The sequence below is a fragment of the Curtobacterium sp. Arg-1 genome, from assembly GCF_025643395.1.
Classification (GTDB): Bacteria; Actinomycetota; Actinomycetes; order Actinomycetales; family Microbacteriaceae; genus Curtobacterium; species Curtobacterium poinsettiae.
This window is the reverse complement of sequence record NZ_CP095731.1, coordinates 723,342-748,214: the sequence shown is the minus strand read 5'-3', so window position 1 is coordinate 748,214 and position 24,873 is coordinate 723,342. Positions and strand designations below refer to the sequence as shown.

The 24,873-nt window shown below is 70.9% G+C and carries 28 protein-coding genes, 1 tRNA gene and 1 pseudogene; 17 read left to right on the top strand and 13 right to left on the bottom strand.

The window, feature by feature from the left end; all coding sequences use genetic code 11:
* The first annotated feature begins 30 nt into the window (after positions 1-30).
* From MXD64_RS03695 to MXD64_RS03685, 3 genes are all read left to right on the top strand, one after another.
* The gene (locus MXD64_RS03695; RefSeq protein WP_263137149.1) at positions 31-2,220 is read left to right on the top strand and encodes an MDR family MFS transporter; all 2,190 of its coding nucleotides are present in this window, start codon (positions 31-33) and stop codon (positions 2,218-2,220) included.
* 76 nt (positions 2,221-2,296) lie between these two features.
* A complete protein-coding gene (locus MXD64_RS03690; RefSeq protein WP_056072745.1) occupies positions 2,297-2,884 on the top strand; it encodes a TetR/AcrR family transcriptional regulator in 588 nt (195 codons plus the stop codon).
* A 349-nt stretch (positions 2,885-3,233) separates the two neighbouring features.
* A complete protein-coding gene (locus MXD64_RS03685) occupies positions 3,234-3,644 on the top strand; it encodes a VOC family protein (RefSeq protein WP_263137148.1) in 411 nt (136 codons plus the stop codon).
* A 31-nt stretch (positions 3,645-3,675) separates the two neighbouring features.
* On the opposite strand, the gene MXD64_RS03680 is transcribed toward MXD64_RS03685, so the two are convergent.
* Complete coding sequence (locus tag MXD64_RS03680; RefSeq protein ID WP_042537772.1) at positions 3,676-3,945, bottom strand: hypothetical protein; 270 nt, start codon at positions 3,943-3,945, stop codon at positions 3,676-3,678.
* A gap of 94 nt (positions 3,946-4,039) precedes the next feature.
* Between MXD64_RS03680 and MXD64_RS03675 the strand changes: the two genes are divergently transcribed.
* The 3 genes from MXD64_RS03675 (at position 4,040) to MXD64_RS03665 (ending at position 8,438) form a co-directional block, all read left to right on the top strand.
* Positions 4,040-4,915: a DUF808 domain-containing protein gene (locus MXD64_RS03675; protein WP_140448381.1), complete on the top strand. Its 876-nt coding sequence runs from the start codon at positions 4,040-4,042 to the stop codon at positions 4,913-4,915.
* A gap of 279 nt (positions 4,916-5,194) precedes the next feature.
* On the top strand, positions 5,195-5,875 hold the full coding sequence (locus MXD64_RS03670) for a hypothetical protein (RefSeq protein WP_042537774.1): 681 nt from the start codon (positions 5,195-5,197) through the stop codon (positions 5,873-5,875).
* Positions 5,876-6,014: 139 nt separating this feature from the next.
* A complete protein-coding gene (locus MXD64_RS03665; protein ID WP_017886145.1) occupies positions 6,015-8,438 on the top strand; it encodes an excinuclease ABC subunit UvrA in 2,424 nt (807 codons plus the stop codon).
* A gap of 54 nt (positions 8,439-8,492) precedes the next feature.
* Here the strand turns inward: MXD64_RS03665 and MXD64_RS03660 are convergent, their stop codons facing one another.
* The 3 genes from MXD64_RS03660 to MXD64_RS03650 form a co-directional block, all read right to left on the bottom strand.
* Positions 8,493-8,648 (bottom strand): hypothetical protein, encoded by a 156-nt coding sequence (locus tag MXD64_RS03660; RefSeq protein ID WP_155896774.1) that lies wholly within the window; start codon positions 8,646-8,648, stop codon positions 8,493-8,495.
* Positions 8,649-8,883: 235 nt separating this feature from the next.
* The gene (gene mtnN / locus MXD64_RS03655; RefSeq protein ID WP_082509451.1) at positions 8,884-9,591 is read right to left on the bottom strand and encodes a 5'-methylthioadenosine/S-adenosylhomocysteine nucleosidase; all 708 of its coding nucleotides are present in this window, start codon (positions 9,589-9,591) and stop codon (positions 8,884-8,886) included.
* Between the two features lie 57 nt (positions 9,592-9,648).
* Positions 9,649-10,575 (bottom strand): serine hydrolase domain-containing protein, encoded by a 927-nt coding sequence (locus MXD64_RS03650; RefSeq protein ID WP_263137147.1) that lies wholly within the window; start codon positions 10,573-10,575, stop codon positions 9,649-9,651.
* Positions 10,576-10,667: 92 nt separating this feature from the next.
* Between MXD64_RS03650 and MXD64_RS03645 the strand changes: the two genes are divergently transcribed.
* From MXD64_RS03645 to MXD64_RS03625, 5 genes are all read left to right on the top strand, one after another.
* Positions 10,668-11,000 carry a hypothetical protein gene (locus MXD64_RS03645; RefSeq protein WP_263137146.1) on the top strand — a complete coding sequence of 111 codons (333 nt, stop codon included), beginning with the start codon at positions 10,668-10,670 and terminating at the stop codon, positions 10,998-11,000.
* 107 nt (positions 11,001-11,107) lie between these two features.
* The gene (locus MXD64_RS03640; RefSeq protein WP_263137145.1) at positions 11,108-12,235 is read left to right on the top strand and encodes an NAD(P)/FAD-dependent oxidoreductase; all 1,128 of its coding nucleotides are present in this window, start codon (positions 11,108-11,110) and stop codon (positions 12,233-12,235) included.
* Positions 12,235-13,077, top strand: a complete 843-nt coding sequence (locus MXD64_RS03635; RefSeq protein ID WP_263137144.1) for an arsenic resistance protein — start codon at positions 12,235-12,237, stop codon at positions 13,075-13,077. The genes MXD64_RS03640 and MXD64_RS03635 overlap by 1 nt, the downstream gene beginning before the upstream one ends.
* On the top strand, positions 13,077-13,256 hold the full coding sequence (locus MXD64_RS03630; protein ID WP_263137143.1) for a hypothetical protein: 180 nt from the start codon (positions 13,077-13,079) through the stop codon (positions 13,254-13,256). Before MXD64_RS03635 ends, MXD64_RS03630 begins: the two co-directional genes overlap by 1 nt.
* Entirely contained in the window at positions 13,253-13,444 is a 192-nt protein-coding gene (locus tag MXD64_RS03625) for a hypothetical protein (RefSeq protein WP_263137142.1), read from the top strand. The genes MXD64_RS03630 and MXD64_RS03625 overlap by 4 nt, the downstream gene beginning before the upstream one ends.
* A 121-nt stretch (positions 13,445-13,565) precedes the next feature.
* Here the strand turns inward: MXD64_RS03625 and MXD64_RS03620 are convergent, their stop codons facing one another.
* The gene (locus tag MXD64_RS03620; protein WP_017886153.1) at positions 13,566-14,168 is read right to left on the bottom strand and encodes a TetR/AcrR family transcriptional regulator; all 603 of its coding nucleotides are present in this window, start codon (positions 14,166-14,168) and stop codon (positions 13,566-13,568) included.
* A gap of 154 nt (positions 14,169-14,322) precedes the next feature.
* Here MXD64_RS03620 and MXD64_RS03615 point away from each other — a divergent pair, with 154 nt between their 5' ends.
* The 4 genes from MXD64_RS03615 to MXD64_RS03600 all read left to right on the top strand — a co-directional run bounded on the left by MXD64_RS03615 (position 14,323) and on the right by MXD64_RS03600 (position 18,238).
* Complete coding sequence (locus tag MXD64_RS03615; RefSeq protein ID WP_263137141.1) at positions 14,323-15,249, top strand: alpha/beta hydrolase family protein; 927 nt, start codon at positions 14,323-14,325, stop codon at positions 15,247-15,249.
* Positions 15,246-16,223 carry an SDR family NAD(P)-dependent oxidoreductase gene (locus MXD64_RS03610; RefSeq protein ID WP_263137140.1) on the top strand — a complete coding sequence of 326 codons (978 nt, stop codon included), beginning with the start codon at positions 15,246-15,248 and terminating at the stop codon, positions 16,221-16,223. Before MXD64_RS03615 ends, MXD64_RS03610 begins: the two co-directional genes overlap by 4 nt.
* Before the next feature lie 62 nt (positions 16,224-16,285).
* Positions 16,286-16,741, top strand: a complete 456-nt coding sequence (locus MXD64_RS03605) for a GNAT family N-acetyltransferase (protein WP_263137139.1) — start codon at positions 16,286-16,288, stop codon at positions 16,739-16,741.
* 30 nt (positions 16,742-16,771) lie between these two features.
* Positions 16,772-18,238, top strand: coding sequence for an SDR family oxidoreductase (locus MXD64_RS03600; protein ID WP_071251556.1), 1,467 nt, complete (start codon positions 16,772-16,774; stop codon positions 18,236-18,238).
* Positions 18,239-18,263: 25 nt separating this feature from the next.
* On the opposite strand, the gene MXD64_RS03595 is transcribed toward MXD64_RS03600, so the two are convergent.
* The 6 genes from MXD64_RS03595 to MXD64_RS03570 form a co-directional block, all read right to left on the bottom strand.
* A complete protein-coding gene (locus MXD64_RS03595) occupies positions 18,264-18,722 on the bottom strand; it encodes a MarR family winged helix-turn-helix transcriptional regulator (RefSeq protein WP_263137138.1) in 459 nt (152 codons plus the stop codon).
* Positions 18,719-19,990, bottom strand: a complete 1,272-nt coding sequence (locus MXD64_RS03590; RefSeq protein WP_214562471.1) for an FAD-dependent monooxygenase — start codon at positions 19,988-19,990, stop codon at positions 18,719-18,721. The genes MXD64_RS03595 and MXD64_RS03590 overlap by 4 nt, the downstream gene beginning before the upstream one ends.
* A 112-nt stretch (positions 19,991-20,102) precedes the next feature.
* Positions 20,103-20,483, bottom strand: coding sequence for a hypothetical protein (locus MXD64_RS03585; protein ID WP_042537795.1), 381 nt, complete (start codon positions 20,481-20,483; stop codon positions 20,103-20,105).
* A 44-nt stretch (positions 20,484-20,527) separates the two neighbouring features.
* Entirely contained in the window at positions 20,528-21,139 is a 612-nt protein-coding gene (locus MXD64_RS03580) for a nucleotidyltransferase family protein (protein WP_042537910.1), read from the bottom strand.
* 160 nt (positions 21,140-21,299) lie between these two features.
* The gene (locus tag MXD64_RS03575; RefSeq protein WP_140448371.1) at positions 21,300-21,611 is read right to left on the bottom strand and encodes a hypothetical protein; all 312 of its coding nucleotides are present in this window, start codon (positions 21,609-21,611) and stop codon (positions 21,300-21,302) included.
* A 206-nt stretch (positions 21,612-21,817) separates the two neighbouring features.
* Positions 21,818-21,889 (bottom strand) — tRNA-Gln (locus tag MXD64_RS03570).
* A 79-nt stretch (positions 21,890-21,968) separates the two neighbouring features.
* On the opposite strand from MXD64_RS03570, the gene MXD64_RS03565 reads away from it, so the two are divergent.
* On the top strand, positions 21,969-22,463 hold the full coding sequence (locus tag MXD64_RS03565) for a MarR family winged helix-turn-helix transcriptional regulator (RefSeq protein ID WP_017886164.1): 495 nt from the start codon (positions 21,969-21,971) through the stop codon (positions 22,461-22,463).
* Between the two features lie 47 nt (positions 22,464-22,510).
* Positions 22,511-22,987, top strand: coding sequence for a VOC family protein (locus tag MXD64_RS03560; RefSeq protein WP_156463782.1), 477 nt, complete (start codon positions 22,511-22,513; stop codon positions 22,985-22,987).
* Between the two features lie 6 nt (positions 22,988-22,993).
* Here the strand turns inward: MXD64_RS03560 and MXD64_RS03555 are convergent, their stop codons facing one another.
* Positions 22,994-24,349: an ABC-F family ATP-binding cassette domain-containing protein gene (locus MXD64_RS03555; RefSeq protein WP_411512263.1), complete on the bottom strand. Its 1,356-nt coding sequence runs from the start codon at positions 24,347-24,349 to the stop codon at positions 22,994-22,996.
* Positions 24,350-24,372: 23 nt separating this feature from the next.
* Positions 24,373-24,841 (bottom strand): annotated as a pseudogene (locus tag MXD64_RS17815) (ATP-binding cassette domain-containing protein); the annotation flags it as partial.
* Positions 24,842-24,873: the final 32 nt, after the last annotated feature.

The window sequence follows — 24,873 nt, the reverse complement described above, 5'->3', positions numbered from 1 at the left end:
CAAAGTTTCACAGCCAGAAAAAGGAGTTCGATGACCGCCACCGCACCCGTCTCGGTGCAGCACGGTCGGCACACCGCCGAGGCCCCCGCGGCCTCCGGAGGCGCCGGCCAGCAGCCGCTGATGACCCACCGTCAGATCCTCCTGGTGATCTACGGCCTGATGGCGGGCATGTTCCTGTCCTCGCTCGGCCAGACGGTGTTCGGCACGGCGATCCGCACGATCGGCGACGACCTGCACGGGCTCGACCAGCAGGCCTGGGTGACCACCGCGTACCTCATCACCTCGACGATCGCGACGCCGATCTACGGCAAGCTCTCCGACATCTTCGGCCGCCGTCCCCTCTACATCTTCGGCATCGTCGTCTTCATCCTCGGCGCCGTCCTGTCGTCGATGTCCACCTCGATGCTCATGCTCGCCGCCTTCCGCGCGGTGCAGGGCATCGGTGCCGGTGCGCTGATGTCGCTGCCGCTGGCGATCATGGGCGACATCCTCGCCCCGCGTGAGCGCGCCAAGTACCAGGGGTACTTCCTCGCCGTCTTCGGCATCTCGTCCGTCATCGGCCCGCTCATCGGTGGTCTGCTCGCCGGTTCCTCCGAGATCCTGTGGATCACCGGCTGGCGCTGGGTCCTGCTGATCAACGTGCCGATCGGTGTCGCGGCGCTGCTCATGGTCATCGTGTTCCTGCACCTGCCGAAGGTGCACGGCGCCGGCGACGCGAAGCCGAAGGTCGACTGGTGGGGCGCGACCGCCGTCATCGTCACCCTCGTGCCGCTCCTGCTCGTCGCCGAACAGGGCCGCATCTGGGGCTGGGGCTCCCCCGCCGCCGTCGCCTGCTACGTCGTCGGTGTCGTCGGGCTGATCGGTCTGCTGCTCATCGAGTCGAAGATGGGCGACGCGGCGATCATCCCGCTCAAGCTGTTCCGCTCGGGCACGTTCTCGATGGCGACCGTCATCGGGTTCCTGGTCGGCTTCGCGATGTTCGGCGCGATGCTCACGATCCCGCTGTACCTGCAGATCGTCGTCGGGCTCACCCCGACCGAGTCCGGCTTCGCCACGCTGCCCCTGGTCGGCGGTCTCATGATCGCCTCGATCACCTCGGGTCAGATCGTCGCCCGCGTCGGCCGTTACCGGATCTTCCCGGTCATCGGCACCGCGCTCGTGTCCGCCGGCTACGTCGTCCTGACCTTCATGTCGATCGACAAGCCGCTCTGGTTCCTGATGATCGGCATGTTCCTCATCGGTCTCGGCCTCGGATCGGTCATGCAGTCGCTGACCCTGGCGTCGCAGGGCTCGGTGGAGGCCCGTGACATGGGCGTCGCCACGTCGTCCGCCACGTTCTTCCGCCAGATCGGCGGCACGCTCGGCACCGCCGTGCTGCTGTCCATCCTGTTCTCGGTGATGCCGGCGAACATCCTGACCGCGACCGCGAACCAGAAGGACCTCGGTCCGGCACTCGACGCCGCGCTCAACCCGACCGTCGCCAGCGCGAAGGCGAACCAGGGCGCCATGGACAAGATCTGGACGCCCGTCGTCACCCCGCTGACGAAGACCGTGCAGTCACAGCTCGACGCCGCCTCGGCCAAGGCGAAGCAGGCCGCCGACGCCGCGGTCACCGAGCAGGTCACCGCGGCCGTGCAGCAGCAGGTCGCCGCGGGTGCCGTGCCCGCAGCGGCAGCGCAGACCGTGATCGACCAGCAGGTCGCCGCGGCCACGCCGGCCGCCGAGCAGTCCGCACTCGAGCAGGTCGCCGACCAGGCGCACGCCAGCGTGCAGGACGGCACCGTGTCCGTCGACTGGTCGGACGCCGCGCAGCGCTCCTACTGGGTCGACGAGCTCACCCCGGAGCTCGCGAAGAAGATCGACGACGGCAACACCACGAGCGACAGCGCCACCAGCACGAACGACACCTCGTTCCTGACCGGTGCCGACAGCCGCCTGACCCGGCCGTTCATGGCGGGCTTCAACGCCTCGTCCGTGACGATCTACTGGGTCGGTCTCGGCGTCATCCTGCTCGCGTTCGTGCTGACCTGGTTCTTCCGGGTGCCGCCGCTGCGCCAGCGTTCCGCGCTGCAGGAGCAGGCCGACATGTCCGCCGAGGCGCAGCTCGAGGCCGAGGCGGGCGCCGCAGCGGCCGAGGCCGGCTCGTTCACGGGCCCGATGACCGGGTCCGTTCCGACCGGTTCGGGTTCGACCGGATCCGCGCCGACGCACCGTCGGTGACCGACCGGGGCGTCCGCCCGTGCCCCCTTTCCGGGCGGGCGCCCCTCCCACCCACATCGATCCACCAGGAGTCCACGTGATCACCACCCCGGCAGCGGCTGCGGCAACGGAGCCGTGCACGCTGCGTGAACGGAAGAAGCAGCAGACCCGGCAGGCGCTGCACGACGCGGCGCTGACGCTCGTGTCCGCGCACGGGCTCGACGGCGTGACGGTCGAGCAGATCTGCGCCGACGCCGACGTCTCGCCCCGCACCTTCTTCAACTACTTCTCGTCGAAGGCGCACGCGGCACTCGGGCTCGACTCGGTCGAGGTGCCGGAGCGCGCAGCGGCCTGGTTCGCCGAGGCCGACGGGGCCCTGGTCGCCGACCTGTGCACCCTGGTCGCGGCGACCGTGCCGCTCTCGCAGGACCGCAGGCGCATGAAGGAGCTGCTCGTGCTCCGGCCGGAGATGTCGTCGATGGTGATGCAGTGGATGGCCGAGTCGCGCCAGTCCCTGCTCAGCGTCGTCGGCACCCGCACGGACGCCCAGACCGCCCGCACCGCCGTGACCCTGGTGATGTCGGCACTCAGCGAGGTCGCGCACCGCGAGACCGTGCGGAGCAACGACGAGCTCGCCGACCGGCTCCGTGCGGTCGTGCGCGAGATGGCCGCGCTCGCGTCCTGAGGCGCGGGGCGCGGGGCGTACCTGGTCGAATCGGGCGTACCTGGCAGGAACTTCCCGCCAGGTACACCCGTTTCCGCTTTCCAGCGCAGGCGCGGTGGGAAGGAGCGTCGCGCCGTGCGCGTGCCCCGGTGCCGGACGGGAGGCCCGTGGCGGCATCCCGACGGGCCTCCCGTCCGCATCGTGGCCGGGTGGCTGACACGCCGTCGTGTCCGCCCGACGCCGGGAAGTCGTCGAGACGCCACCGTTTCCGGAGGCGTCTCGGCGTGACGACGGCGTCTCCGAGCCGTCGCGCACTGGCACTGCTCGGCTGACGAACGCCCAGTCCGCACTCCGGAGTACCTTGCCGGGCATGCACACGACCGGACCCGCGCCGTACTTCCAGTTCGACGGCACCGCCAGGCAGGCCCTCGAGCACTGGCAGCGAGTGTTCGGTGGCCAGGTGCAGATCGCGACCTACGCGGACTTCTCCCGCACGGACGGCCCGGCCGACGCCGTCGCGCACGGCCAGCTCACCGGCGAGCTGCAGCTGTTCGCCGCGGACGCGAGCGAGGGCGACACCCCGTTCTCGGCGACGGGGCTGCTCTTCTCACTGCTCGGCGCCGCGGAACCGGACGTCCTGCGCCGGTGGTTCGACCAGCTCGCCGAGGGCGGCACGGTCGTCGACCCACTGCAGCAGCGACCGTGGGGCGACTGGGACGGCACCGTCCGTGACGCCTTCGGGGTCGCCTGGCTGATCGGGTTCGAGGACTCGGCGCGCTGAGTCCCGCGCTGAGTCCCGCGCGCAGCAGCGCCTACTGCTGGTCGGACGGCAGCAGCGGCGCCCAGAAGGCGTCGGGGCCATCGGCCTGCACGGCGTCCGGCTCGAACCGGAAGCCGTACTCGCGCACGAAGTCGAGTGCCGCGGCCCGCTCGTCCTCGGCGTCGTCGTGCGCTGCGTCGAACAAGTAGACGCCGTGGCCCATCGCGACACCGGCGTCGCTGATCACGGAGAGGTCCCAGCGGCCCTGCTCGGAACGCTCGATCCGGACGACGGCGGCCTGGGATGCGGTGAAGTCAGCCATGTCGCGAGCCTACGGACGCCCCGCGGCTGGCGTTCAGGATGCTCCGCGGCCACTACGCTGTGCACGGTCACAGGTCAGACGAGTGGAGAACGCATTGTCAGTCGGATTGCTCGCCGTGGTGGACGACATCCTCTCCGCAGCCCTCAAGGCCAGCGCGAAGACCGCGGGGGTCGTCATCGACGACGCCGCCGTCACACCCCAGTACGTGCAGGGCCTGGAGCCCGCCCGCGAACTGCCGGTCGTCGGGCGCATCGCCCTCGGCAGCCTGTTCAACAAGTTCGTCATCATCATCCCGCTGGCCCTGCTGCTGACGGCGTTCGCCCCCGGGGTGCTGCCCTGGCTGCTGCTGCTCGGCGGCACCTACCTGTGCTTCGAGGGGGCCGAGAAGGTGACCGAGTGGTTCGGTGTCCACCACGAGGGCGGGTCCGACGAGGCCGTCACCGAACCGAAGCTCGTCTTCGGCGCCATCCGCACCGACCTCATCCTGAGCACCGAGATCATGCTCATCGCGCTGGCGGGCCTCGACCCCGACCTGGGGCTCTGGCCGACGCTCGGCGCCCTGATCGTGATCGGCCTGGTCATGACGGCGGTCGTCTACGGCGCCGTGGCGCTGCTCGTCAAGGTCGACGACATCGGCCTGCAGATGATGAAGAACCCGGTGCGCCGCACCCGCCGGATCGGTGCCCGCATCGTCCGCGCGATGCCGATGGTCTTCCGCGTCATCAGCGTCATCGGCACCGTCGCGATGCTCTGGGTCGGCGGACACCTGGTCATCGCGAACCTGGCCGAGACGATCTGGCACGGACCGTACGACCTGCTGCACGTGATCGAGCACGCGCTCGAGGCCGCAGGCCCCGTCGTCGTCTGGATCGCCGACACGGCCGTGTCGGCCGTGGCCGGCCTCGTGCTCGGCATGGTCGTCGTCGGCATCGTGCTCGGCATCGGCCGCCTGCGCGGCGGGCAGCACTGACGCGACTGCGCGACGGACGGGAGGCCCGTGGCGGCCTGGCACCGCGCCTCCCGTCCGGTAAGGCGTCCTGACCTGCAGCAGCCGAAAGGTCACAGAGCGGTAACGACGTCAGATCCGTCCAAACCCTTCGCCAGAGGGTGCCGAATCACCTGCAACGACCGGGAACCACCCGGAGCGCTCACCAGCCGCACACCGCTGGTTCTCCACCCTGCACCAGGGTGTGTTCGGCGCGCACACAGCAGCCGCGCCGAGCGCGACAACAGCAAAGGACTGATCACGATGCGCAAGAGCCTCAAGACCTCCATCACCCTCGCCACCACCGGCGCCCTCGTGCTGGGCGGTGCCGCGTTCGGCATCTCCTCCGCCCAGGCCGCCACCCCCGCCATCCACACGGTGTCCTCGTCGTCGTCGAAGATCCCCGCACCGGTCGCCTCGGTGCCCGAGGTCCTCGGTGGCTCCACCGCCGTGAAGCTCGACTCCGGCTTCACCGACGCCCTCACCTCCCTCAAGCTCACCCCCGGCGTCTCCGGCACCGCCAAGCTCGCCGACGGATCCGTGTCGTTCCCGATCACCGCCGGATCGGTCACCTACTGGTCCCCCGACGGCAACTACCGCCCCTACGTCCAGGGCCTGCTCAACCACGACGACTCCGGCCTGACCCTCAAGGGCGGCGACACCACCGTCACCCTCGAGAACTTCGTCGTCAACCCCGGCTCGTCCAAGCTCTACGGCGACGTCCTGGTCAACGGCAAGGTCGCCGTGAACAACGCGTTCCTGTTCGAGCTGCACGGCGGCTCCCTCAAGCCCCTCCAGCTCGAGGGCGACAACGCCATCCTGACCGGCACCACCGTCCACATCAGCGAAGACGCCGCCGGCCTGCTGAACAAGACCTTCGGCACCGACGCCGTCAAGCGCGGCCTCCTCGTCGGCACCGCCACCATCACCGCACAGATCAAGTAACACCCCCGCACCACCGCAACACCAGCACCACGCACGACACGGAGAGTCGCTCCGCCGATCAGGGCGGAGCGGCTCTTCGTCGTTCCCGGTTCCGCCGGCGGCACTGCTTCTCCCAGTGGCCGAGCCTACGATCGAGCGAATGCCCGCTCCTCGCTCGACCAAGACCGACGACCGACCCGGGCCGGACGACTTCATCCGCGTCCGTGGTGCCCGCGAGAACAACCTGCGCGACGTCGACGTGGACATCCCCCGCGACCGGATCGTCGCGTTCACCGGCGTCTCCGGGTCCGGCAAGTCCTCGCTCGCCTTCGGCACCGTCTTCGCCGAGGCCCAGCGCCGGTTCCTCGAGTCCGTCGCCCCGTACGCGCGGCGCCTGATCGCGCAGGGGTCCACCCCGCACGTCGACTCGATCACCGGACTGCCGCCCGCCGTCGCCCTGCAGCAGCGTCGCGGCGCCCCGAGCTCCCGCTCCACCGTCGGCACCATGACCACGCTGTCGAACTCGATGCGCATGCTCTACTCGCGTGCCGGCACGTACCCGTCCGGCGCCGACCGGCTCGAGTCGGACTCCTTCTCGCCGAACACCGTCGCCGGCGCCTGCCCGCGGTGCCACGGCATCGGGACCGCGCACGAGGTCACCGAGGCCTCGGCCGTGCACGATCCGTCGCTGAGCATCCGCGACGGCGCGATCACCGCCTGGCCCGGTGCGTGGCAGGGCAAGAACCTGCGGGACGTCACCGCGGTGCTCGGCTACGACATCGAGCGCCCGTGGCGTGAGCTGTCGCGCGAGGACCGTGACTGGCTGCTCTTCACCGAGGAACAGCCCGTCGTGCAGGTGCAGCCGAAGCGCGACCGCGTGGCCAAGCCATACAAGGGCCGGTTCTGGAGCGCTCGCCAGTTCGTGCTGCACACCCTCGCCGACTCGCAGAGCGAGACCCAGCGCAAGAAGGTGCTGCAGTTCGTCGAGTCCGGCCCGTGCGGGCTGTGCGGCGGAACGGGTCTGACCCGTGCGGCCCTCGCGGTCACGATCGGCGGCCACTCGATCGCCGAGCTGAACGCCCTGCCGCTGACCGGCCTGGCTGACGTCCTGCGCCCGATCGCCAGCATCACCGACGCGGCAGCGGCGACGTCACGGGCGTCGTCCGGCGAGCACACCGAGGTCGCCGTGGCGATCTCCCGCGACCTGCTGACCCGCGTCGACGTCCTGGTCGGCCTGGGGCTCGGCTACCTCGCGCTCGACCGCGCCACGCCGACGCTCTCCCCCGGTGAGAGCCAGCGACTGCGGATCGCGACGCAGCTCCGCTCCGGCCTGTTCGGCGTCGTCTACGTGCTCGACGAACCGAGTGCCGGACTGCACCCCGCCGACGCCGAGTCGCTCGTCGACGTCCTCGACGACCTGCGCGCCGGCGGCAACAGTGTCTTCGTCGTCGAGCACGACATGAGCATCGTGCGCCGAGCCGACTGGATCGTCGACGTCGGCCCCCGGGCGGGCAGCGGCGGTGGCACGGTCCTGTACAGCGGACCGGTCGCCGGCCTGGCCGAGGTCGAGGCTTCGGTCACCCGGCGCTTCCTGGAACCCCGGCAGCCGACCGTCGACCGCGCCGTCCGCGCCCCGATCGGCACGCTCGAGCTCCGTGACCTCACCCTGCACAACCTGCGGGGGCTCGACGTCGACCTGCCGCTCGGTGTCATGACCGCGGTCACCGGGGTGAGTGGCTCGGGCAAGTCGTCGCTCGTGGGTGGTGTCCTGCCCGGGGTCGCCACGTCGCACCCGATCGTCGACCGGGTCGTGCAGGTCGACCAGAAGCCGATCGGCCGCACACCCCGCTCGAACCTGGCCACCTACACGGGCCTGTTCGACGCGGTCCGGGCCGCCTTCGCCCAGACCGACGAAGCCAAGGCCCGCGGCTGGGGCGCCGGACGGTTCTCGTTCAACGTCGCCGGCGGCCGGTGCGAGGTCTGCCAGGGCGAAGGGTCGGTGTCCGTCGAACTGCTCTTCCTGCCCGGCAGCTGGGCCCCGTGCCCCGAGTGCCACGGCTCCCGGTACACCGCCGAGACGCTCGAGGTCCGGTGGAACGGGGCGTCCATCGCCGACGTCCTCGGCATGACCGTCGACGAAGCGGCGCCGTTCCTGGCGCCGCTGCCGGCGGCCGGGCGCGGACTCGAGACCCTGCGCGAGGTCGGGCTCGGCTACCTGCGCCTCGGTCAGCCCGCCCCGGAGCTGTCCGGCGGCGAGGCGCAGCGCATCAAGCTCGCGACCGAACTGCAGCGCGCGCGGACCGGGCACACCCTGTACCTGCTCGACGAGCCCACCACCGGTCTGCACCCGGCCGACGTCGAGCTGCTGACCGCCCAGCTCGCCCGCCTGACCGACACGGGCAACACCGTCGTCGTGGTGGAGCACGCCATGGACGTCGTCGCGAGTGCCGACCACGTCATCGACATGGGCCCGTCCGGCGGTGTCGAGGGTGGCCAGGTGGTCGCCTCCGGCACGCCGGCCGAGGTCGCCGCTTCGACCACCAGCCGGACCGCGCCGTACCTGCGGGACCAGCTCGGTCGCTGACGCAGAAGTGCCCGCCAGGATCGCTCCTGACGGGCACTTCGTCGCTGCCGCTGGTTACCGCTGGACCGCTTCCGGCGCGTCGTCGCGGAAGAAGTCGCTGCCGCTGTGCGTGTAGCCGACCTCACCCGTCCGACGCCACTGCTTGCGGACGCGCTTGAAGGTGGTGATGCGTGCAGGTTCGACGTTCTCGTCGCTCGTGTAGGCGCTCATGGCTGATCTCCCTGTGTGATTAACCGTGGTTCCCCGGCCCCCCGAGATGGAGGCTAACGAGCGGTTTCCACCCGGGTTCGCGATCCGTCCCGGAACGTCCGTCGAACGCAGTTCCGCCCGCGGGATGGCCGCGGAACGCGGCTCACGCGACCCACGGGGACGGACGGGAGGCCCGGATCACCGCCGGCAGACCGGCGGGGGCGAGTCGCGCCTCCAGACCGGTGCCCGGGTCGGCTCAGGAACGCAGGCCGAGCACCAGATCGTGGACCACGCGCGCTGCGCGCGCCGCGGCGTCGTCCAGGTGCTCACGGAACTCGGCACCGTCCGGCGCGCAGAGGTCGCTGATGCACCGGACCGACACGAACGGCATGTCGTGCACGTGGGCGAACTGCGCGATCGCCGCCGACTCCATGTCGACCGCGGCCACCTCGGGGAACGCGACCCGGAGAGTGCGGGCGCGGCCCTCGGTGACGAAGACCTCGCTGGACCCGATCGTCGCCGACCGCAGTGGCCACGCGATGTCGGCCCCCATGGCGAGCTCGACGAGCCGGGCGTCCGGCGCGTAGCCGGTCGGCATGCCGGGGACCTGGCCCAGGGCGTAGCCGAACGCCGTGGCGTCGGCGTTGAGGTTGACGTACCGGTCGCCGACCAGGACGTCACCGATGGCGACACCGTGCATGAGCCCGCCGGCGGTCCCGACGCTGATCACCGGGATGCCCGGACCGAAGTCGTGGAAGCCGTGGGCGACCGCGGCCGTGGCGTTCGTGAAGCCGATGCCGCTGCGGCGCACGACGACCGTGGCGCCGCCGATGTCGAGCAGCTGGTGCGGGTCGTGGCCACCGACGGGGCCGTCGAGCACGGGGACACCGCCGAAGAGGTCGGCGAAGGCCGAGACCTCTTCGCTCATGGCCGCGATGATGATCGCGACGGGTTGCTGCTGCACTGACCGATCCTCCCACGCCGGGCGAGCTCGGACGTGCAGGTCGGGTCGTCGGAACCGCTAGGGGCGGGGGACCTGCCGGGACAGCTCGTCGGCGACGAAGGCGGCGAGCGCGTCGGCGCCGGGGTGGTCGTCGGCGGTGACGGTGACGACGGTGCCGGTGCCGGTGTCGCCCTCGGTCTGGTCGAACAGGAGCATCTGGCCGTACGCACCGTGCAGCCGCCAGAGCCGCCCGGGGCCACCCCACCCGGCCATGGCGTACCGCTCGTAGCCGGGGCCGGTGCCCTCGCGCTCGACCCAGTCGGTGTGCATCGCGTCGCACCACCGCGCGCTGACGATCCGCTGTCCGTCGATGATCCCGCCGTCGCGGATCAGGTGTCCGATGCGGGCGAGTTCCTCGGTGCGGAGCGCCAGCCCCTCACCGCCGGCGACGAACCCGTTCGGGCAGCGTTGCCAATCGACGTCCTGGATGCCGAGCGGCGCGAACAGCCGCTCGGAGACGAACGCACCGACGTCGCCGACCCGGGTCTCGAGCACGCGCATCGCCGTGTAGGTGCTGGCGTTCGCGTACTGGAACACCCGGCCGCGGGACGGTCGCCGCAGGAACTCGGCCGCCAGGTCCGGCCAGTCCGTCAGCTCGGTCGCCGACCAGGGCATGTCGATCCCGCTGGTCATGGTGAGCAGGTGGCGGAGGGTGACCCGGTCGACGCCGTCGCCGAGGGCGAGGCCGGTGCCGGTCAGGTACCCGGCGATCGGTTCGTCGACGTCGACCAGGCCGTCGTCGGCGGCGATGCCGGCGGCCAGGACGCAGACGCCCTTGGCGACGGAGTGGACCTCGCGTCGGACGTCGGGGGTCCAGCGGTGCTCGGCGACGTCGTCGGTGTCCGTCGCCCCGGTCCGCGTGCGCACGTGGATGCCGTGTGCGGCGAACCCCGTCGCGTCGACGTGGGCGACGACGGCGTCGAGGATGGTCGCGGCGGTGTGCACACCCCATCCTCTCGTGGCCGAGTGGTATGCACCGCCGGTCGTGTCCGAGCGGCTGCGGGCACGGGCAGGGTCCGCCGCGTACCGTCCGGCTCGTGTCCGACGAACAGCCCCGCCGCCCCGATCCCACCCGCGTCGGCGACCAGCCCGCGCTCCGCACGGCCTCGGGCTCGAACTGGCTCGTGTGGGGCGCCGTCACGGCCGTGATCGTCGCCGCCGTGATGGTGCTCATGGCGATCCGGGCGCCGGCGATCGGCTGGCCCGCCCTGGTGCTCGTGGCCCTGTTGTTCGTGACGATGGTCGTGGTGCGAGCCGCCGTCCGGGCGAAACGGGCCCGACTCGTCACCCTGGCCGTCCTCGACCTCGGCATCGTGGTCGTCGGGCTGGTGGCGGCCCTGGCGGTGCTGTACTCGTCGCCGGTCGGCTGATGCCACGATGGCATGTTGATAACGGTTCTCACTAAGATGGTGCGCATCGGTCACAGCACGGTGGCCGTTCCACCGACGCAGCCACAGCTGCTGGGAAGACCGACCCCATGCCAGCACCACACCCCACCGAGACCCTCGATGCCCTCGTGGTCGGAGCCGGACCGGCCGGCATCGGCACCGGCCTGGCGCTCCACGCCGTCGACGGCCTGCTGTTCGGCGTCGTCGAACGCGGCGTCGTCGGGGACACGTTCCAGCGATGGCCGGAGCACCAGCGGTTCCTGACACCGTCCTTCACCGGCAACGGGTTCGGGGCCACCGACCTCAACGCGGTCCACCCGCGCACCTCACCCGCCTACAGCCTGGCGACGGACTACCCGTCGGGGCCGGAGTACGCCCGGTACCTGCGTGGCGTCGTCGCCGCCTTCCACCTGCCGACCCTGCCGGACACCGAGGTCGAGCACATCGAGCCGGACGACGACGGCTTCCGCGTGGCCACCAGCCGCGGCCCCGTCGTCGCCCGGAACGTGGTCTGGGCCGGCGGCGAGTTCTCGGACCCGACCCTGCCCCGCTGCGCCGGTACGTCGCTCGGGGTGCACGCCTCCGCCGAGGCAGCCTGGGTGGCACGGCCCGGGCACGTGGTGGTCGTGGGCGGGTTCGAGTCCGGCATCGACCTGGCGTGCCACCACGTCGAGCAGGGGGCGACGGTGACGGTCGTCGACCCGTCCCACCCCTGGGACGCCGGCAGCGGATCGGACCCCTCGTTCCGACTCGCCCCGCGGACCCGCCAGCGGCTCGCCGTCGCGCGGGCCAGCGGACGCCTCACCCTGGTCGACGACGGCCAGGTCACCGGCATCAAGCGGTCCGGCGACGGTTTCTCCGTCGGGGTCGCCGGACGAAGCGCCCTGGTGGCGGACGCACCACCGATCCTCGCCACCGGGTACGGCCCGGGGCTCGGGCCGGCCGCGAGCCTGTTCGACACCCGCGCGGACGGGTGGCCGCTGCTCACCGAGGACGACGAGTCGACCACCACACCCGGGCTCTTCCTGGCCGGCACAGCGCTCCGGCACGGTGGGCTGCAGTTCTGCTTCGTGTACAAGTTCCGGCAGCGGTTCGCCCACGTCGCCCGCGTCATCGGCGAACGGGCCGGACGTGACTGCGGTGCGCTGCAGGAGTGGGACGACGCCGGGATGCTCACCGACGACCTGAGCTGCTGCGGTGTCGAATGCGCGTGCTGATGCCGGCACGACGGCCCGCCCGCCCCGCCGGTGCACGACTCTGGGCCACCCCCGCGATCGTCGGCGGTGCCATCCTGCTCGGGTCGGTGATCGGCGGCGTCTCGCCCTCGAGCGGTGACGTCATGGGCTCCGTGGTGGACCTGCTGGTGATCACCCTGGTCGTCGCCCTGTTCGTCGACGTCCCGCTCCACCGCCTCCCCCAGACGCCGGGCGCGTGGAAGGTCATCGGCATCGCCTGGAGCATGAACTTCCTGCTCGCCCCGCTCGTCGCCTTCCTGCTGACCCGCGTGGCCCTGCCCGGCCACCCGGCCGTCCAACTCGGCGTGATGCTGTACTTCCTGGCGCCCTGCACCGACTGGTTCCTGGCGTTCACCCGCCTGAGCGACGGCGACACCGCCGTGGGCGCGACCCTGCTGCCGATCAACATGGTCACCCAGCTGCTCCTGTTCCCGGTGTGGATCACGGTCCTCGGCGGCAACGCCGGCATCGATGCCGTGGGAACCGTCGGCACCCTGCTGCAGTGGTTCGTCCTGCCCGTCGCGATCGCCGTGGCGATCCGCCTCGGCATCGCACTGCTGCCGACCGGCACTCGAGCCCGCGCCGCGGCGCTGCCCGGCCGGGCGATCCCGTGGATCGTCGGGGCGATGGTCGCCGGCCTCTTCGCCTCGCACATCCGGCTGCTGCTGGCGAACCTGCCGGTGTTCGTCGCCGTGCTGGGGTGCGCAGTGGTGTTCTTCGCCGTCATGTACGTCGCCGCCGAGTCCGCGTCACGCCTCGCCGCCCTGTCGTACCCGAGGACAGCACTGCTCGCGATGACGACGGCGGCCCGCAACGCCCCCTGATGATCGGGCTGACGAGCGCCGCGCTCCCCCACCAGCCCCTGGTCACCACGGCGATCGTGGTCGGGATGCTCGTCGAGTTCCCGCACCTGCTCGCGGTGCGGCACCTGCTGCTGCGTCGGCGACGTGGTCAGCACACCGGGCGACGCCTGCGCGGCACCGCAGCTTGGGGGCACCCGTGACGCACCGGGTCCGGCTCGTCGTCGTGCCGACCGAGCAGCGGGTGATCGAGACCGAGCACGACGACCGACGGACGGCACTCCTGCTCGCGCTGGGCCAGGTGCCACTCGGGTACACGGTCACCGACGTCGACGTGCTGCCGGAACACGAGGACACAGATGGCTGCCCGGCGGAGCCGGACGCGGTCTGAACGGGGCGCTCCGACGGCGCTGGTGCGGCCCGAGACGGTCACGATGCCGGACGGGAGGCCCGTGACGGGCCCGCACCGCGCCTCCAGTCCGGTGCCGGTCGCGACTGGTGCACGTGGCCGGCTACGCGCTGTCGGTCACCGTCGGCTGCGCCTGCCGCAGCCCGGTGACCAGGAGGGTCACGATCGTCCGGACGTCGTAGTCGGGGTCCTGGGGACTCCACGCCACCAGGTCACCGACGGCCCGGAGCAGCTGGTACGGCGGGGTCGGCGCGGCCACCTCGCCGGACGCCCGCGCGGCGTCGAGCAGTCGGCCGAGCACGGGCACGAGCTCGTCGACGAACAGGGTGTGCAGCGCCGTGAAGCCGTCGGCGTCGCCCTCCCAGACGCGCGCCAGACCGTGCTTGGTGCCGAGGAAGTCGACGAACTGGTGCACCCAGCGCAGCAGGGCGGCGAACGGTGTCGGCTCCGAGCCGAGCAGCGCCGGCCCCGCGTCGACCAGGGCCTCGATCTGGTGCCGGTAGACGGCGACGACCAGGTCCGAACGGGTCGGGAAGTGCCGGTAGAGCGTGCCCACCCCGACCCCCGCGGCGGTGGCGACCTCGCGCACCGGTGCACCGACGCCCGAGGCGGCGAAGACCCCGGCAGCGGCGTCGAGGATCGTGCGCTCGTTGCGCTCCACGTCGCGACGGCGACGCGGCGCGGGGTCGGTCGACGGGGTGCTCATGCCTCGATCATCGCACGACACCGACGCGATGCGGAACAGTGCTCCACTTCGCCTTGTAATCCGGATCGTTGTTCCGTATCGTTCCGGAACGTCGCTCCGTTTCGGACGACAGTCGCTCCGTCCGCGGGCGACACGGCATCCCGGAAAGGCCCACATGGCACCCACAGCACCCCGACCACAGGTCATCAGCGTGCGCCCCGTCGCGCTTCCCGCACCCGCGCGCGGTCAGGACCTCGAGGTCCGGATCACCGCACCGACACCCGGCACGGACCTGCCCGTCATCGTCTTCGCCCACGGCTTCGGCCAGTCCATGACCGGCGGCGACCCCCTGGTCGACCACTGGACCGCGAACGGCTTCGTCGTCGTCCAACCGACGTTCCTCGACGCGAAGTCCTACGGGCTGACGCTCGACGACCCGCGCTACCCGACCATCTGGCGGACGCGCGTCGACGACCTCGAGCGCGTGCTCGACGACCTCGACCAGATCATCGACGCGGTCCCCGGCCTGAGCGGGCGCGTCGACACCGCACGCATCGCCGCGGTCGGACACTCGTGGGGCGGACAGTCCGTGGGCATGCTGCTCGGGGCCCGCGTCCTGGACGCCGACGGACAGCCGGGCGAGGACCGCACCGACCACCGCGTGCGCGCCGGGGTCCTGCTGTCCACCACCGGGATCGCGCGCGGCGACCTCGTGCCGTTCGCGCAGGAGCACTTCGCGTTCATGAGCCCCGACTTCAGCCAGCTGCGCACCCCGTCACTCGTCGTCGCCGGCGACCACGACCAGTCCCAGCTCTCGACGCGAGGCCCGGACTGGTTCACCGACGTCTACCACCTGAGCCCCGGCGCGCGGCACCTGGTGACACTCCACGGCGGCGAGCACCTGCTCGGCGGGATCCAGGACTACGAGTCGACCGCCACCACGGACGAGAGCCCCGAGCGTGTGGACCTCGTCCGCCACACCACGACGGCGTTCCTCCGGACCGCGCTCGGCCTCGACCCCGACGCGTGGTCGGCGATCGCCGACGCCGTCGGCCCTGCCACCGCCGTCGGCCACATCGAATCGAAGGAGCACCACTCGTGATCACCGACCAGCACCCCCTGCCCAGCGGCTTCACCGCCGCGTCCACCGCCGCCGACGTCCTGCACGGCGTCGACCTGACCGGCCGGAACGTCGTCGTGACCGGCGGCCACAGCCGCCTCGGCCGCGAGACCAGCCGCGCCCTCGCGGCGGCCGGCGCCGACGTCACCGTCGCCTCCCGTGACGTCGACCGGGCATCCGCAGCCGTCGCCGACATCCCGGGCATCCACGTCGAGGCCCTCGACCTCACGGACCCGTCGTCGGTCGATGCCTTCGCCGCGCGCTGGTCGACCTCCGGCCGCCCGCTGCACATGCTCGTGAACAGTGCCGCGATGCTCTTCACCCCGGACCGCCGGCTCGACGGCCGCGGCAACGAACTGGCGTTCTCGACGACGCACCTCGGGCACTTCCAGCTCACGCGGGCGCTCCTCCCCGCCCTCCTGGAGGCCCGTGGTGCGCGGGTCTTGACCGTCACCTCCGGCGCGGCGCGGTTCGGGCAGATCCGGTGGGACGACCTGACGTTCGCCCACGGGTACGACCCGGTCACCGCGTACGGGCAGTCGAAGCGCGCCAACGTCCTGTTCACGGTGGAACTCGACCGGCGGTACGCCGACCAGGGCATCCGCGCCTTCGCGGCGCACCCTGGCGTCATCATCGGACCCGGCCCGCACGACCCGACGGTGCTCGCGTCGTACCGCGAGCAGGGACTGGTCGACGACCACGGGGTGACCGTCATCGATCCCGAGGTCGGCAAGAAGACCGTCGAGCAGGGCGCAGCGACGCTCGTGTTCGGTGCCGCGAGCCCGCTGCTCGACGGCGTCGGCGGGGTCTACCTGAAGGACAGCGACGTCGCCGTGATCGACGACCGGGTCCTGCCCCTCACCGCGGACCGGATCCCGTCGGACGCGAACTCCGCGATGCTCGACGTCGACGACGCCCGGCGGCTGTGGGAGGTCAGCGAAGGGCTCCTGGCCTGATCGCCGTCGGCCGGGGGCTCCCGTCTGCTCGCTGTCCGCGTCGTCCTCGCTACTGTGTGACGGTGCTGACCGTGCGGATCGAGAGCCCCCGACAGGACGACGTCCTGCACCTGCTGCAGCAGGGCGACGACTACGGGCTGAGCCTCTACCCGGCCGAGAACTACCACGCCCTCGACGTCGACGACCTGGACCAGCCCGACGTCACGTTCCTGGTGGCGCGTGAGGACGGCACCGCCCTCGGCACGGTGGCGCTCGTCGACGCCGGCGACGGGACCGGCGAGGTCAAGCGCATGTTCGTGAGCGATGCCGCGCGTGGGCTCGGCGTGGGGATGCGGCTGCTCGACGCCCTGCACGACCGGGCCCGCGCGGTCGGCATCGGGACCGTCCGGCTCGAGACCGGCCTGCCGCAGGCCGCGGCCATCGCGCTGTACCGGAAGGCCGGGTACGCGGACATCCCCCGGTTCGGCCCGTACGTCGACGACCCGACGAGCGTGTGCATGGAGCGGCAGCTCGTCTGATCGGCGCTCGGTCCCGACGTAGGATCGCGTGTGAGCTCCGAGCACCCCGAACCCAGCGGCATCGACCCTGACGACCTGACCGTCGCGCTCCGGGTGCTCGAGCAGCTGCCGTCGATCGACGAGACGCACCCGGACTTCATCCGGGTCCGTCAGGCCACCGCGAAGATGTTCAAGGCCGTCAAGCGTGCGCACCGGCTCGAGAAGCGCGGCGTCATCGCCGAGGCCGACCGCCGGGTGATCGCCGCCACCGCCACCGGGGCCGCCGACCGGATCGACGACGAGACCCGCGGCGTCCCGATCAGCGCCTCGACCGCGTCGACCACCGCGGGCACGCTGCTGAAGTCACGGCCCTGCTACATGTGCAAGCAGCACTACACGGTCGTCGACGCGTTCTACCACCAGCTCTGCCCGGCGTGCGCTCGCATGAGCCACGCGAAGCGCGAGGCTCGGACGGACCTGACCGGCAAGCGGGCGCTGCTCACCGGCGGTCGCGCGAAGATCGGCATGTACATCGCCCTCCGGCTGCTGCGCGACGGGGCCCACACCACCATCACCACGCGGTTCCCCCGCGACGCGGTGCGCCGGTTCGCGAGCCTGCCCGACTCCGCCGACTGGATGGACCGCCTGAAGGTCGTCGGCATCGACCTGCGCGACCCCGCCCAGGTGATCGGGCTCGCCGAGGACGTCGCCGCCTCCGGCCCCCTCGACATCCTGATCAACAACGCCACGCAGACCGTGCGCCGGTCGACCGGGGCCTACCAGCCGCTGGTCGACGCGGAACTCGCGCCGCTGCCCGACGGACCGCTGCCCGAACTCGTGACCTTCGGGCACACCAATGACCAGCACCCGCTGGCGCTCGCCCGCTCGGTGGCCGCGCACCCGATCCTCGCGGCCGCCGCAGCCCGAGCCGACGAGCTGACCGAACAGGCGATGGCGCCCGGATCGAGCTCGCTCGAACGGCTCGCCCTGGGCACCGCCATCGACGCCGGTGGCCTGGTCCCCGACCTGCACGACGAGAACTCGTGGACCCAGCAGGTCGACGAGGTCGACCCGCTCGAGATGCTCGAGGTCCAGCTGGCCAACACCACCGCGCCGTTCATCCTGATCTCGAAGCTCCGCCCCGCGATGGCCGCGAGCACGGGACGCCGCACCTACGTGGTGAACGTCAGCGCCATGGAAGGGGTGTTCGGCCGCGCCTACAAGGGGCCGGGTCACCCGCACACGAACATGGCGAAGGCCGCCGTGAACATGCTCACCCGCACGAGCGCGCAGGAGATGTTCGAGACGGACAACATCCTGATGACGAGCGTCGACACCGGGTGGATCACCGACGAACGGCCGCACCCCACGAAGGTCCGGCTCGCCGAAGAGGGCTTCCACGCGCCGCTCGACCTGGTCGACGGGGCTGCCCGCGTCTACGACCCGATCGTCCGGGGCGAAGCGGGCGAGGACGTGTTCGGTGTCTTCCTGAAGGACTACGCGCCGAGTTCGTGGTGACGATCCGCTGACCGGGTCGGTTCCGTCAGTGCTTCGACGGGGCGTTCTCCTGCGGCAGGACCGCGGCGAAGCGGAGCAGGAAGTCGCGCACCACCGTCAACGTGTCGTCGTCGTACGAACCGATCGCCTCGTCGAGCTCCGCGGCACGTGACCCGAGGAACCCACTGCTGCGTTCCCGGGTGAGCTCGGTGACGCGGAGAGTGACGACCCGACGGTCCGCGCTCTCGCGGCTCCGCATGATCAACCCACGCTCCTCCAGTCGGTTGACCAACGCGTTCGCCGCACCCGAGGTCATCCCGATCCGCCGGGCGAGCCGCGTGCCCGTCATCGGCTCGCCCTCGGTCTCCGCCCAGAGGATCTCCCCCAGCGCGACGCCGTCCGAGGTCGGCAGCTCCATCCATGCTGCGAAGCGGAGCGCCGACTCCTGGTACCGGACGGCGTAGCGGCGGAGCGCCTCGAGGGTCTGGGAGCGCAAGTCGGTCATGCGATCGATTCTGCCGCCTTCCGGGCCCCTTGCAGTGTCGGGTAGTGCGGCAGGACGGGGACGTGCTTCTCGCTCGTCAGCAGGTACTTCTGGGCGAAGCCGCGGACCGGACCGAGAGACGCCACCCGGAGCGCCGCCCGCACCGCGCGGACGCCCGCCTTCGACGACGGGTGCAGCAGGCGCGCACCGCCCGGGGGAAGCCCCTGCGCGCTGTCGGCGTACCCGCGGAGCATCTCCTCGTAGCGCGCGAAGGCGTCCGGGATCGAGTACCCGTGATCAGCGCCGACGGCCGGCTCGACCGTCCGAGCGAGTTCCCCGGCCAGGATGTGCGCGCCGACCAGGGACAGCGTCGTGCCCATGCCGGTCGGCCCGGAGCCCCAGGCCGCGTCACCGAGCAGGGCGATCCGACCTTTGCTCCATCGCGACACCACGACCTGCTCCATCCGCTGCGTGTAGAACTCGTCGGACCGCTCGCTGAACCCGTCGAGGATCCGCCCCGTCTGCCACCCTGCGCCCCGGAAGCGCTCGCGCAGGATCCGCAGCTGCACGTCGACGGGGAGCTGCTCGAAGCCCATCGACTCCGACTCGAACGACACACTCGCCCGGATCGTCCCCTCGTTGTCGGGTCGGATCGACGCGACACGTCCACGCGGCGCCGTGTACCAGTCCCAGTGGTCGGTGTCGCTGCCGATCCGGTCGAGCGTGCCGTAGGCGATGCTGACGCCGTGGTCGCGGTACTCCGTCTCGTCGGCGAACAGGATCCGACGGGTGCGCGAGCTGCGGCCCTCGGCGACGACGACCAGGTCGAACCGCTCCTGAGCGCCGCTGTCGTAGCGGACGTTCACCCCGGTGCCGTCCTGCTCGGCGCCCGCGATGAAGTCCCCGTAGCGGCGGTCGACCGTGTCCGGCAGCGCATCGACGAGGATCCCGGCGAACGTGCCCCGCAGGATCTCGATCTCGGCAGTCGGACCGTCCTGGCCCTCGGTCTTCGGGAACGTGGCGTACGGGGTGCCGTGCTCGTCCACGTACCGGGTGCCCGCTTCGCCGGTGAGGTGGTGCATCACGGTGTCGCGGAGACCCATGCGCTCGAGGACCTCGCGCCCGAGCCCCCGGACGTCGATGTTCTGGCCGGTGGTCCGCTGCTCCGGTGACCGCTCGAGCAGCGTGACGTCGAAGCCGGATCGGTCGAGTCCCCACGCCAGCGCGGGGCCAGCGATGCTCGCGCCGGTGATCAGGACGCGTGGGCGGTGGTGCGGCGTGGTCGCCATGGGTGGTCCTCTGCTCGTGGGGCGACGAGTGCCGTCCCACGAGTACTATACCTTCACAGCGATATCACTCCACAGGGAAGATGCATTTGGTTCCGCATCGAACGGTGAGCTGTCAGACCAGATCCTCCGCGACGGCAACGAGTGCGCGGGCGGCCGCACCGGCATTGTGGATGTCCGATGCGTCTACTGACCTCGCACTGTAGGCCGCTTTGTTCTTGACCCGAACGAGCGTCTCGAGGTGCTTCGCGATCGGCCGGTCCGTCGCATCCCGCAGGATCGAGACGCCGTCGTTGTGGCTCGCCCCACTGCTGTACCTTCCGGTCTTGCCGATGCAGATGGCATCTGCCGCGGCGATCCCTGCGTCGACGCACAGGTCGACGAAGGAGTTGGCATGAGGGGACGTCGGACTCAGGATCCCGTCCTCGGCACCGAACTCGAACAGTGTCTCGGCTGACTCGAGGAAGCCCTTGGCCTTCTCGAGCCGACCGCGCATGAAAGCGCCGTCGCCGTCAGTGGTCGACGGCAGTTTCGGTGGAGTCAACGTGCGGCCTTCCTGAGGTGGGCTTGGAGCCATCGGCGGTCTTCCACGAGGGGAATGCCCTCACTCGCGATGGAACCGATGAGCGGGTCATCGAAGGTGACCCCCGAGACGTCGTACACGATGGGGTTCACCTGGTTGCCGGTCCACCGATGAACGGCAACGGTGAGGTCGTAGATGCGGTCCTCAGCTTCCGTCCGCGAAACGGCATCCACGGCGAAGAACAGATCGATGTCGCTGTCCGGTCGCATCGCACCTCGCGCGGCCGAGCCGAACAACGCTGCGTAGCGGACCGGAATCGATGCGATCTCCCCGCGGACCCTGTCGAGGAAGCGGGTACGAGCTCCGGCCACCTCGAGGACCGCCGACGCGAGGAGATGGTCTCGGTTGAGCGCGTACGTGCTCACGCCGCCGATGTCGTCGAACACAACGATGCCCTGCTCCGTCAGACGGTCAAGCACCTTCTTCACGCCGTTTCGAGAACGGCCTCCGGGGACGAGCCGCTGGACAGCGGACACCGTGAAGGGTCGGTCCGACAGGCCACTCAGCACCATCAGAACGTCACCATCGAGTCCGCTCGACAACGCCGCGAATGGGCTCTGCAGCTGCACGACGCCCTCCTGACCTCGAAGCACCACTGTCACTATCGTGACGCATGCATCACTATAGTGACGACCACAACCGAGAAAGGCAATCCCGCGCAATCCTTGGACGGCTGCAGCGCCCCCCTGCGGTCGGTCAGCTCACGGTGAGCAGCGAGAACGCCACCGATCAGCGTGGAGGCGCAGCAGCTGGACGCGATGACAGGACGGCTCGTCCGTCCGTGACGTGCATGAGATGAACGGTCTTGTACCCGCGCGCTTCCTCGTACGAGGCGAGCAGCATCGCATCGGCGATGCCAGTGACGTACAACAAGGAACCCTGCTCGAGCGCTGGGTCAGTGAGCTCCAGGCCCGAAGTCGACCCCGTCGCACTGAACCGCTCAGGGTGCTCTGCGTACTCGGTGTCCCCGTGTCGAGAAACCAGGGCGGCTGCAAGCTCGTCATTGAGGACGATGTTCAGAGTGACGTTCTGCGCTGTCAAGGTCCGACTCTTCCTTCAGGAGCCCGCGCTCGCTGGCGGGCAGTGACTCGAGGCTAACGACGACCGGTGACAGGCGGCGATCCATCGAGTCTGCCGGTGCGGGGTAACGGCATCAACGAAACTCTCGGATGAACGCAAAGCGTGCAGAGAGGCGTCCCGCTGGTTTCGGATTCCCATTCCAAGACCCTGCGCGCCTGCAGACCCCGCTCCGCCTCCAGGATTCGAACCCGGACCTAACGGCACCAAAGGCCGTCGTGCTGCCATTACACCAAGGCGGAACGCACCCGAAGGTGCTCCTCCATCTTCCCACGACCCACGAGGCTGGCTGTCCGCTCCGGGTTCGGCCAAGATGGTGGGATGCCGCATGAGGACGAGGTCGATCGCATCGTCGCGGCGTGGGGTCGTGAGCGTGCCGACCTCGACTTCGGCCCGCTCGAGGTGCTGTCCCGCGTGGACCGGCTCGCCCGGCACCTGGACCGCGCCCGGCGGACCGCGTTCGACGCGAGCGACATGGAGCCGTGGGAGTTCGACGTCCTGTCGGCCCTGCGGCGGGCGGGTGAGCCGTACGAACTGAGCCCGAAGACCCTGCTGCAGCAGACCCTGGTGTCGAGCGGCACGATGACGAACCGGGTGGACCGTCTGGCGGCACGCGGCTTCGTGGGGCGACGGACCGACCCGAAGGACGGCCGCGGCATCCTCGTCTCGCTGACGAGCCAGGGCCGGGTGGCGGTGGACGCGGCGATCGCGGACCTGCTGGCCGCCGAGCGGGACATCCTGTCCGGGGTCTCCGCCGACGAGCAGGGCCAGTTGGCCGGGCTGCTCCGCCGACTCATCCTGGGTCTCGGGGACTGACCGACAGCGTCACACGGGCCGAGCTGCCCCGGCGTAGCGTGCGGCGCATGCACGCCATCACCCTCGCCGTCGCCGACGTTGCACGATCGGCCGAGTTCTACCGCGCGCTGCTCGGCATCGAGGGCAGTGGCGTCATCGGTACCGAGTACCCCGCCACCGAGACGCAGGCCGGCGGCACCACGGCGATGTTCACCCTCGACGACGGGCTGATCGTCAGCGTCTACGGCCGAGACGACATGACGAAGGACTCCGGTGTCCAGCTGGCCACGGCACCGAGCAGCACGATCGGCCACTTCACGAGCAGTCAGGCCGAGGCCGAGGCGTTCCTCGAGCGGGCGCAGGCAGCCGGCGCCACGATGCTCGAGCCGCCGTACACGCGCCCGTGGGGCATGTGGTCTGGCTTCTTCCAGGACCCGGACGGGCACCTGTGGGAGGTCGTGGCGAACCCCGGCGGTGGGGCGCCCGAGGACGCGACACCGACGGACGCAAGCCAGGACGCGGTCGACCCCGCGTCCGTCGAGTAGCCCGGCTCAGACCCCGAGCAGCTCCGCGACCTCGAGCCAGCGCTCCTCGAGCTGCTCGACCTCGGCCTCGAGCGCACCGAGCTTCGACTGCAGTTCGCCGAGCCCGGCGTAGTCGGACTGGTCGTGCGTCGCGAACTGGTCGAGCAGCTTCTTGCGGTCCGCGCCGACCTTCGCGATCTTCCGGTCGAGTGCCGACATCTCCTTCTCGGCCGTTCGCCGGTCCGCGCCCGACAGGGCGGACGCACCAGCGGCAGTGGACCCGGCCACGGCACCGGCCGAACCGGTCCCGCCGACGGTGTCGGGCCTCCCGGCAGACGCGGCGGCAGCCGCAGAGGCGGTCCCGCCACCGGTGCCGGCCTCGCGCAGACGCATGTACTCGTCGACGCCGCCGGGCAGGTGGCGCAGGTGCCCGCCGAGCACGGCGTACTGCTGGTCGGTGACGCGCTCGAGCAGGTACCGGTCGTGGCTGACGACCAGCAGGGTGCCGGGCCAGGTGTCGAGCAGGTCCTCCATGGCGGCGAGCATGTCGGTGTCGAGGTCGTTGGTGGGCTCGTCGAGGATGAGCACGTTCGGCTCGTCGAGCAGGATGAGCATGAGCTGCAGACGACGCTTCTGCCCACCGGACAGGTCCTTGACGGGCGTGGAGAGCTGCTCCGAGGTGAAGCCGAGCCGCTCGAGCAGCTGCGACGGCGTCATCTCCTTGCCGTCGGCGACGTAGCTCGTCTTCTTGCGGGCCACGACCTCGCGCACGCGGTCGTCGGCGAACTGCTGCAGGTCGGCGAGCTGCTGGTCGAGCACCGCGACCTGCACCGTCTTGCCGGTCTTCACCCGCCCGCTCGTCGGCTGCAGCCGACCGGAGACCAGGTTGAGCAGCGTCGACTTGCCGGCGCCGTTCGGGCCGAGGATGCCGGTCCGCTCCCCCGGAGCGATGCGCCACTCGATGCGATCGAGGATCTGCGTGCCGTCGAACGAGACGCTCACGTCGAGCAGGTCGACGACGTCCTTGCCGAGGCGCGCGGTCGCGGTGCGGGACAGGGCGACGGTGTCGCGGATCGGCGGGACGTCGTCGATCAGGGCGTTCGCCGCATCGATGCGGAACTTCGGCTTGCTTGTACGGGCCGGGGCGCCGCGGCGGAGCCACGCGAGCTCCTTGCGGGCCAGGTTCTGGCGGCGCTGCTCGATCGTGGCCGCCTGCCGGTCACGCTCGACGCGCTGCAGGATGTACGCGGCGTAGCCACCTTCGAAGGGGTCGACGACGCCGTCGTGGACCTCCCACGTGTCGGTTGACACGGCGTCCAGGAACCACCGGTCGTGCGTCACGACGACCATGCCGCCCTGGTTGGACGACCAGCGGCGGTTGATGTGCCCGGCGAGCCACTCGATGCCCTCGACGTCCAGGTGGTTCGTCGGCTCGTCCAGGAACAACACGTCCCAGTCGCCGACCAGCAGCCGCGCGAGTGCCACCCGGCGACGCTGCCCGCCGGACAGCTCGTCGACGCTGACGTCCCACGGGATGTCGGAGACCAGACCGCCGATGATGTCGCGGATCTTCGGGTCACCGGCCCACTCGTGCTCCTCGAGGTCGCCGACGACGGTGCTGCCGACGGTCGCGCCCTCGGGCAGGATGTCGCGCTGGTCCAGGTAGCCGATGGTCAGCCCGCGGCGGTGCGTGACGCGGCCGCCGTCCGGCTCGAGTCGCTGGGACAGCAGTGCGAGGAGGGTCGACTTGCCGTCGCCGTTCCGGCCGACGACGCCGATCCGGTCACCCTCGTCGATGCCGAGGGTGACGTTGTCGAAGACGACCTTGGTGGGGAACTCGAGATGCAGGTTCTCGGCGCCGAGGAGATGTGCCACGCGTCAAGGGTAGGTGGCGCGGCGGGGTGGTG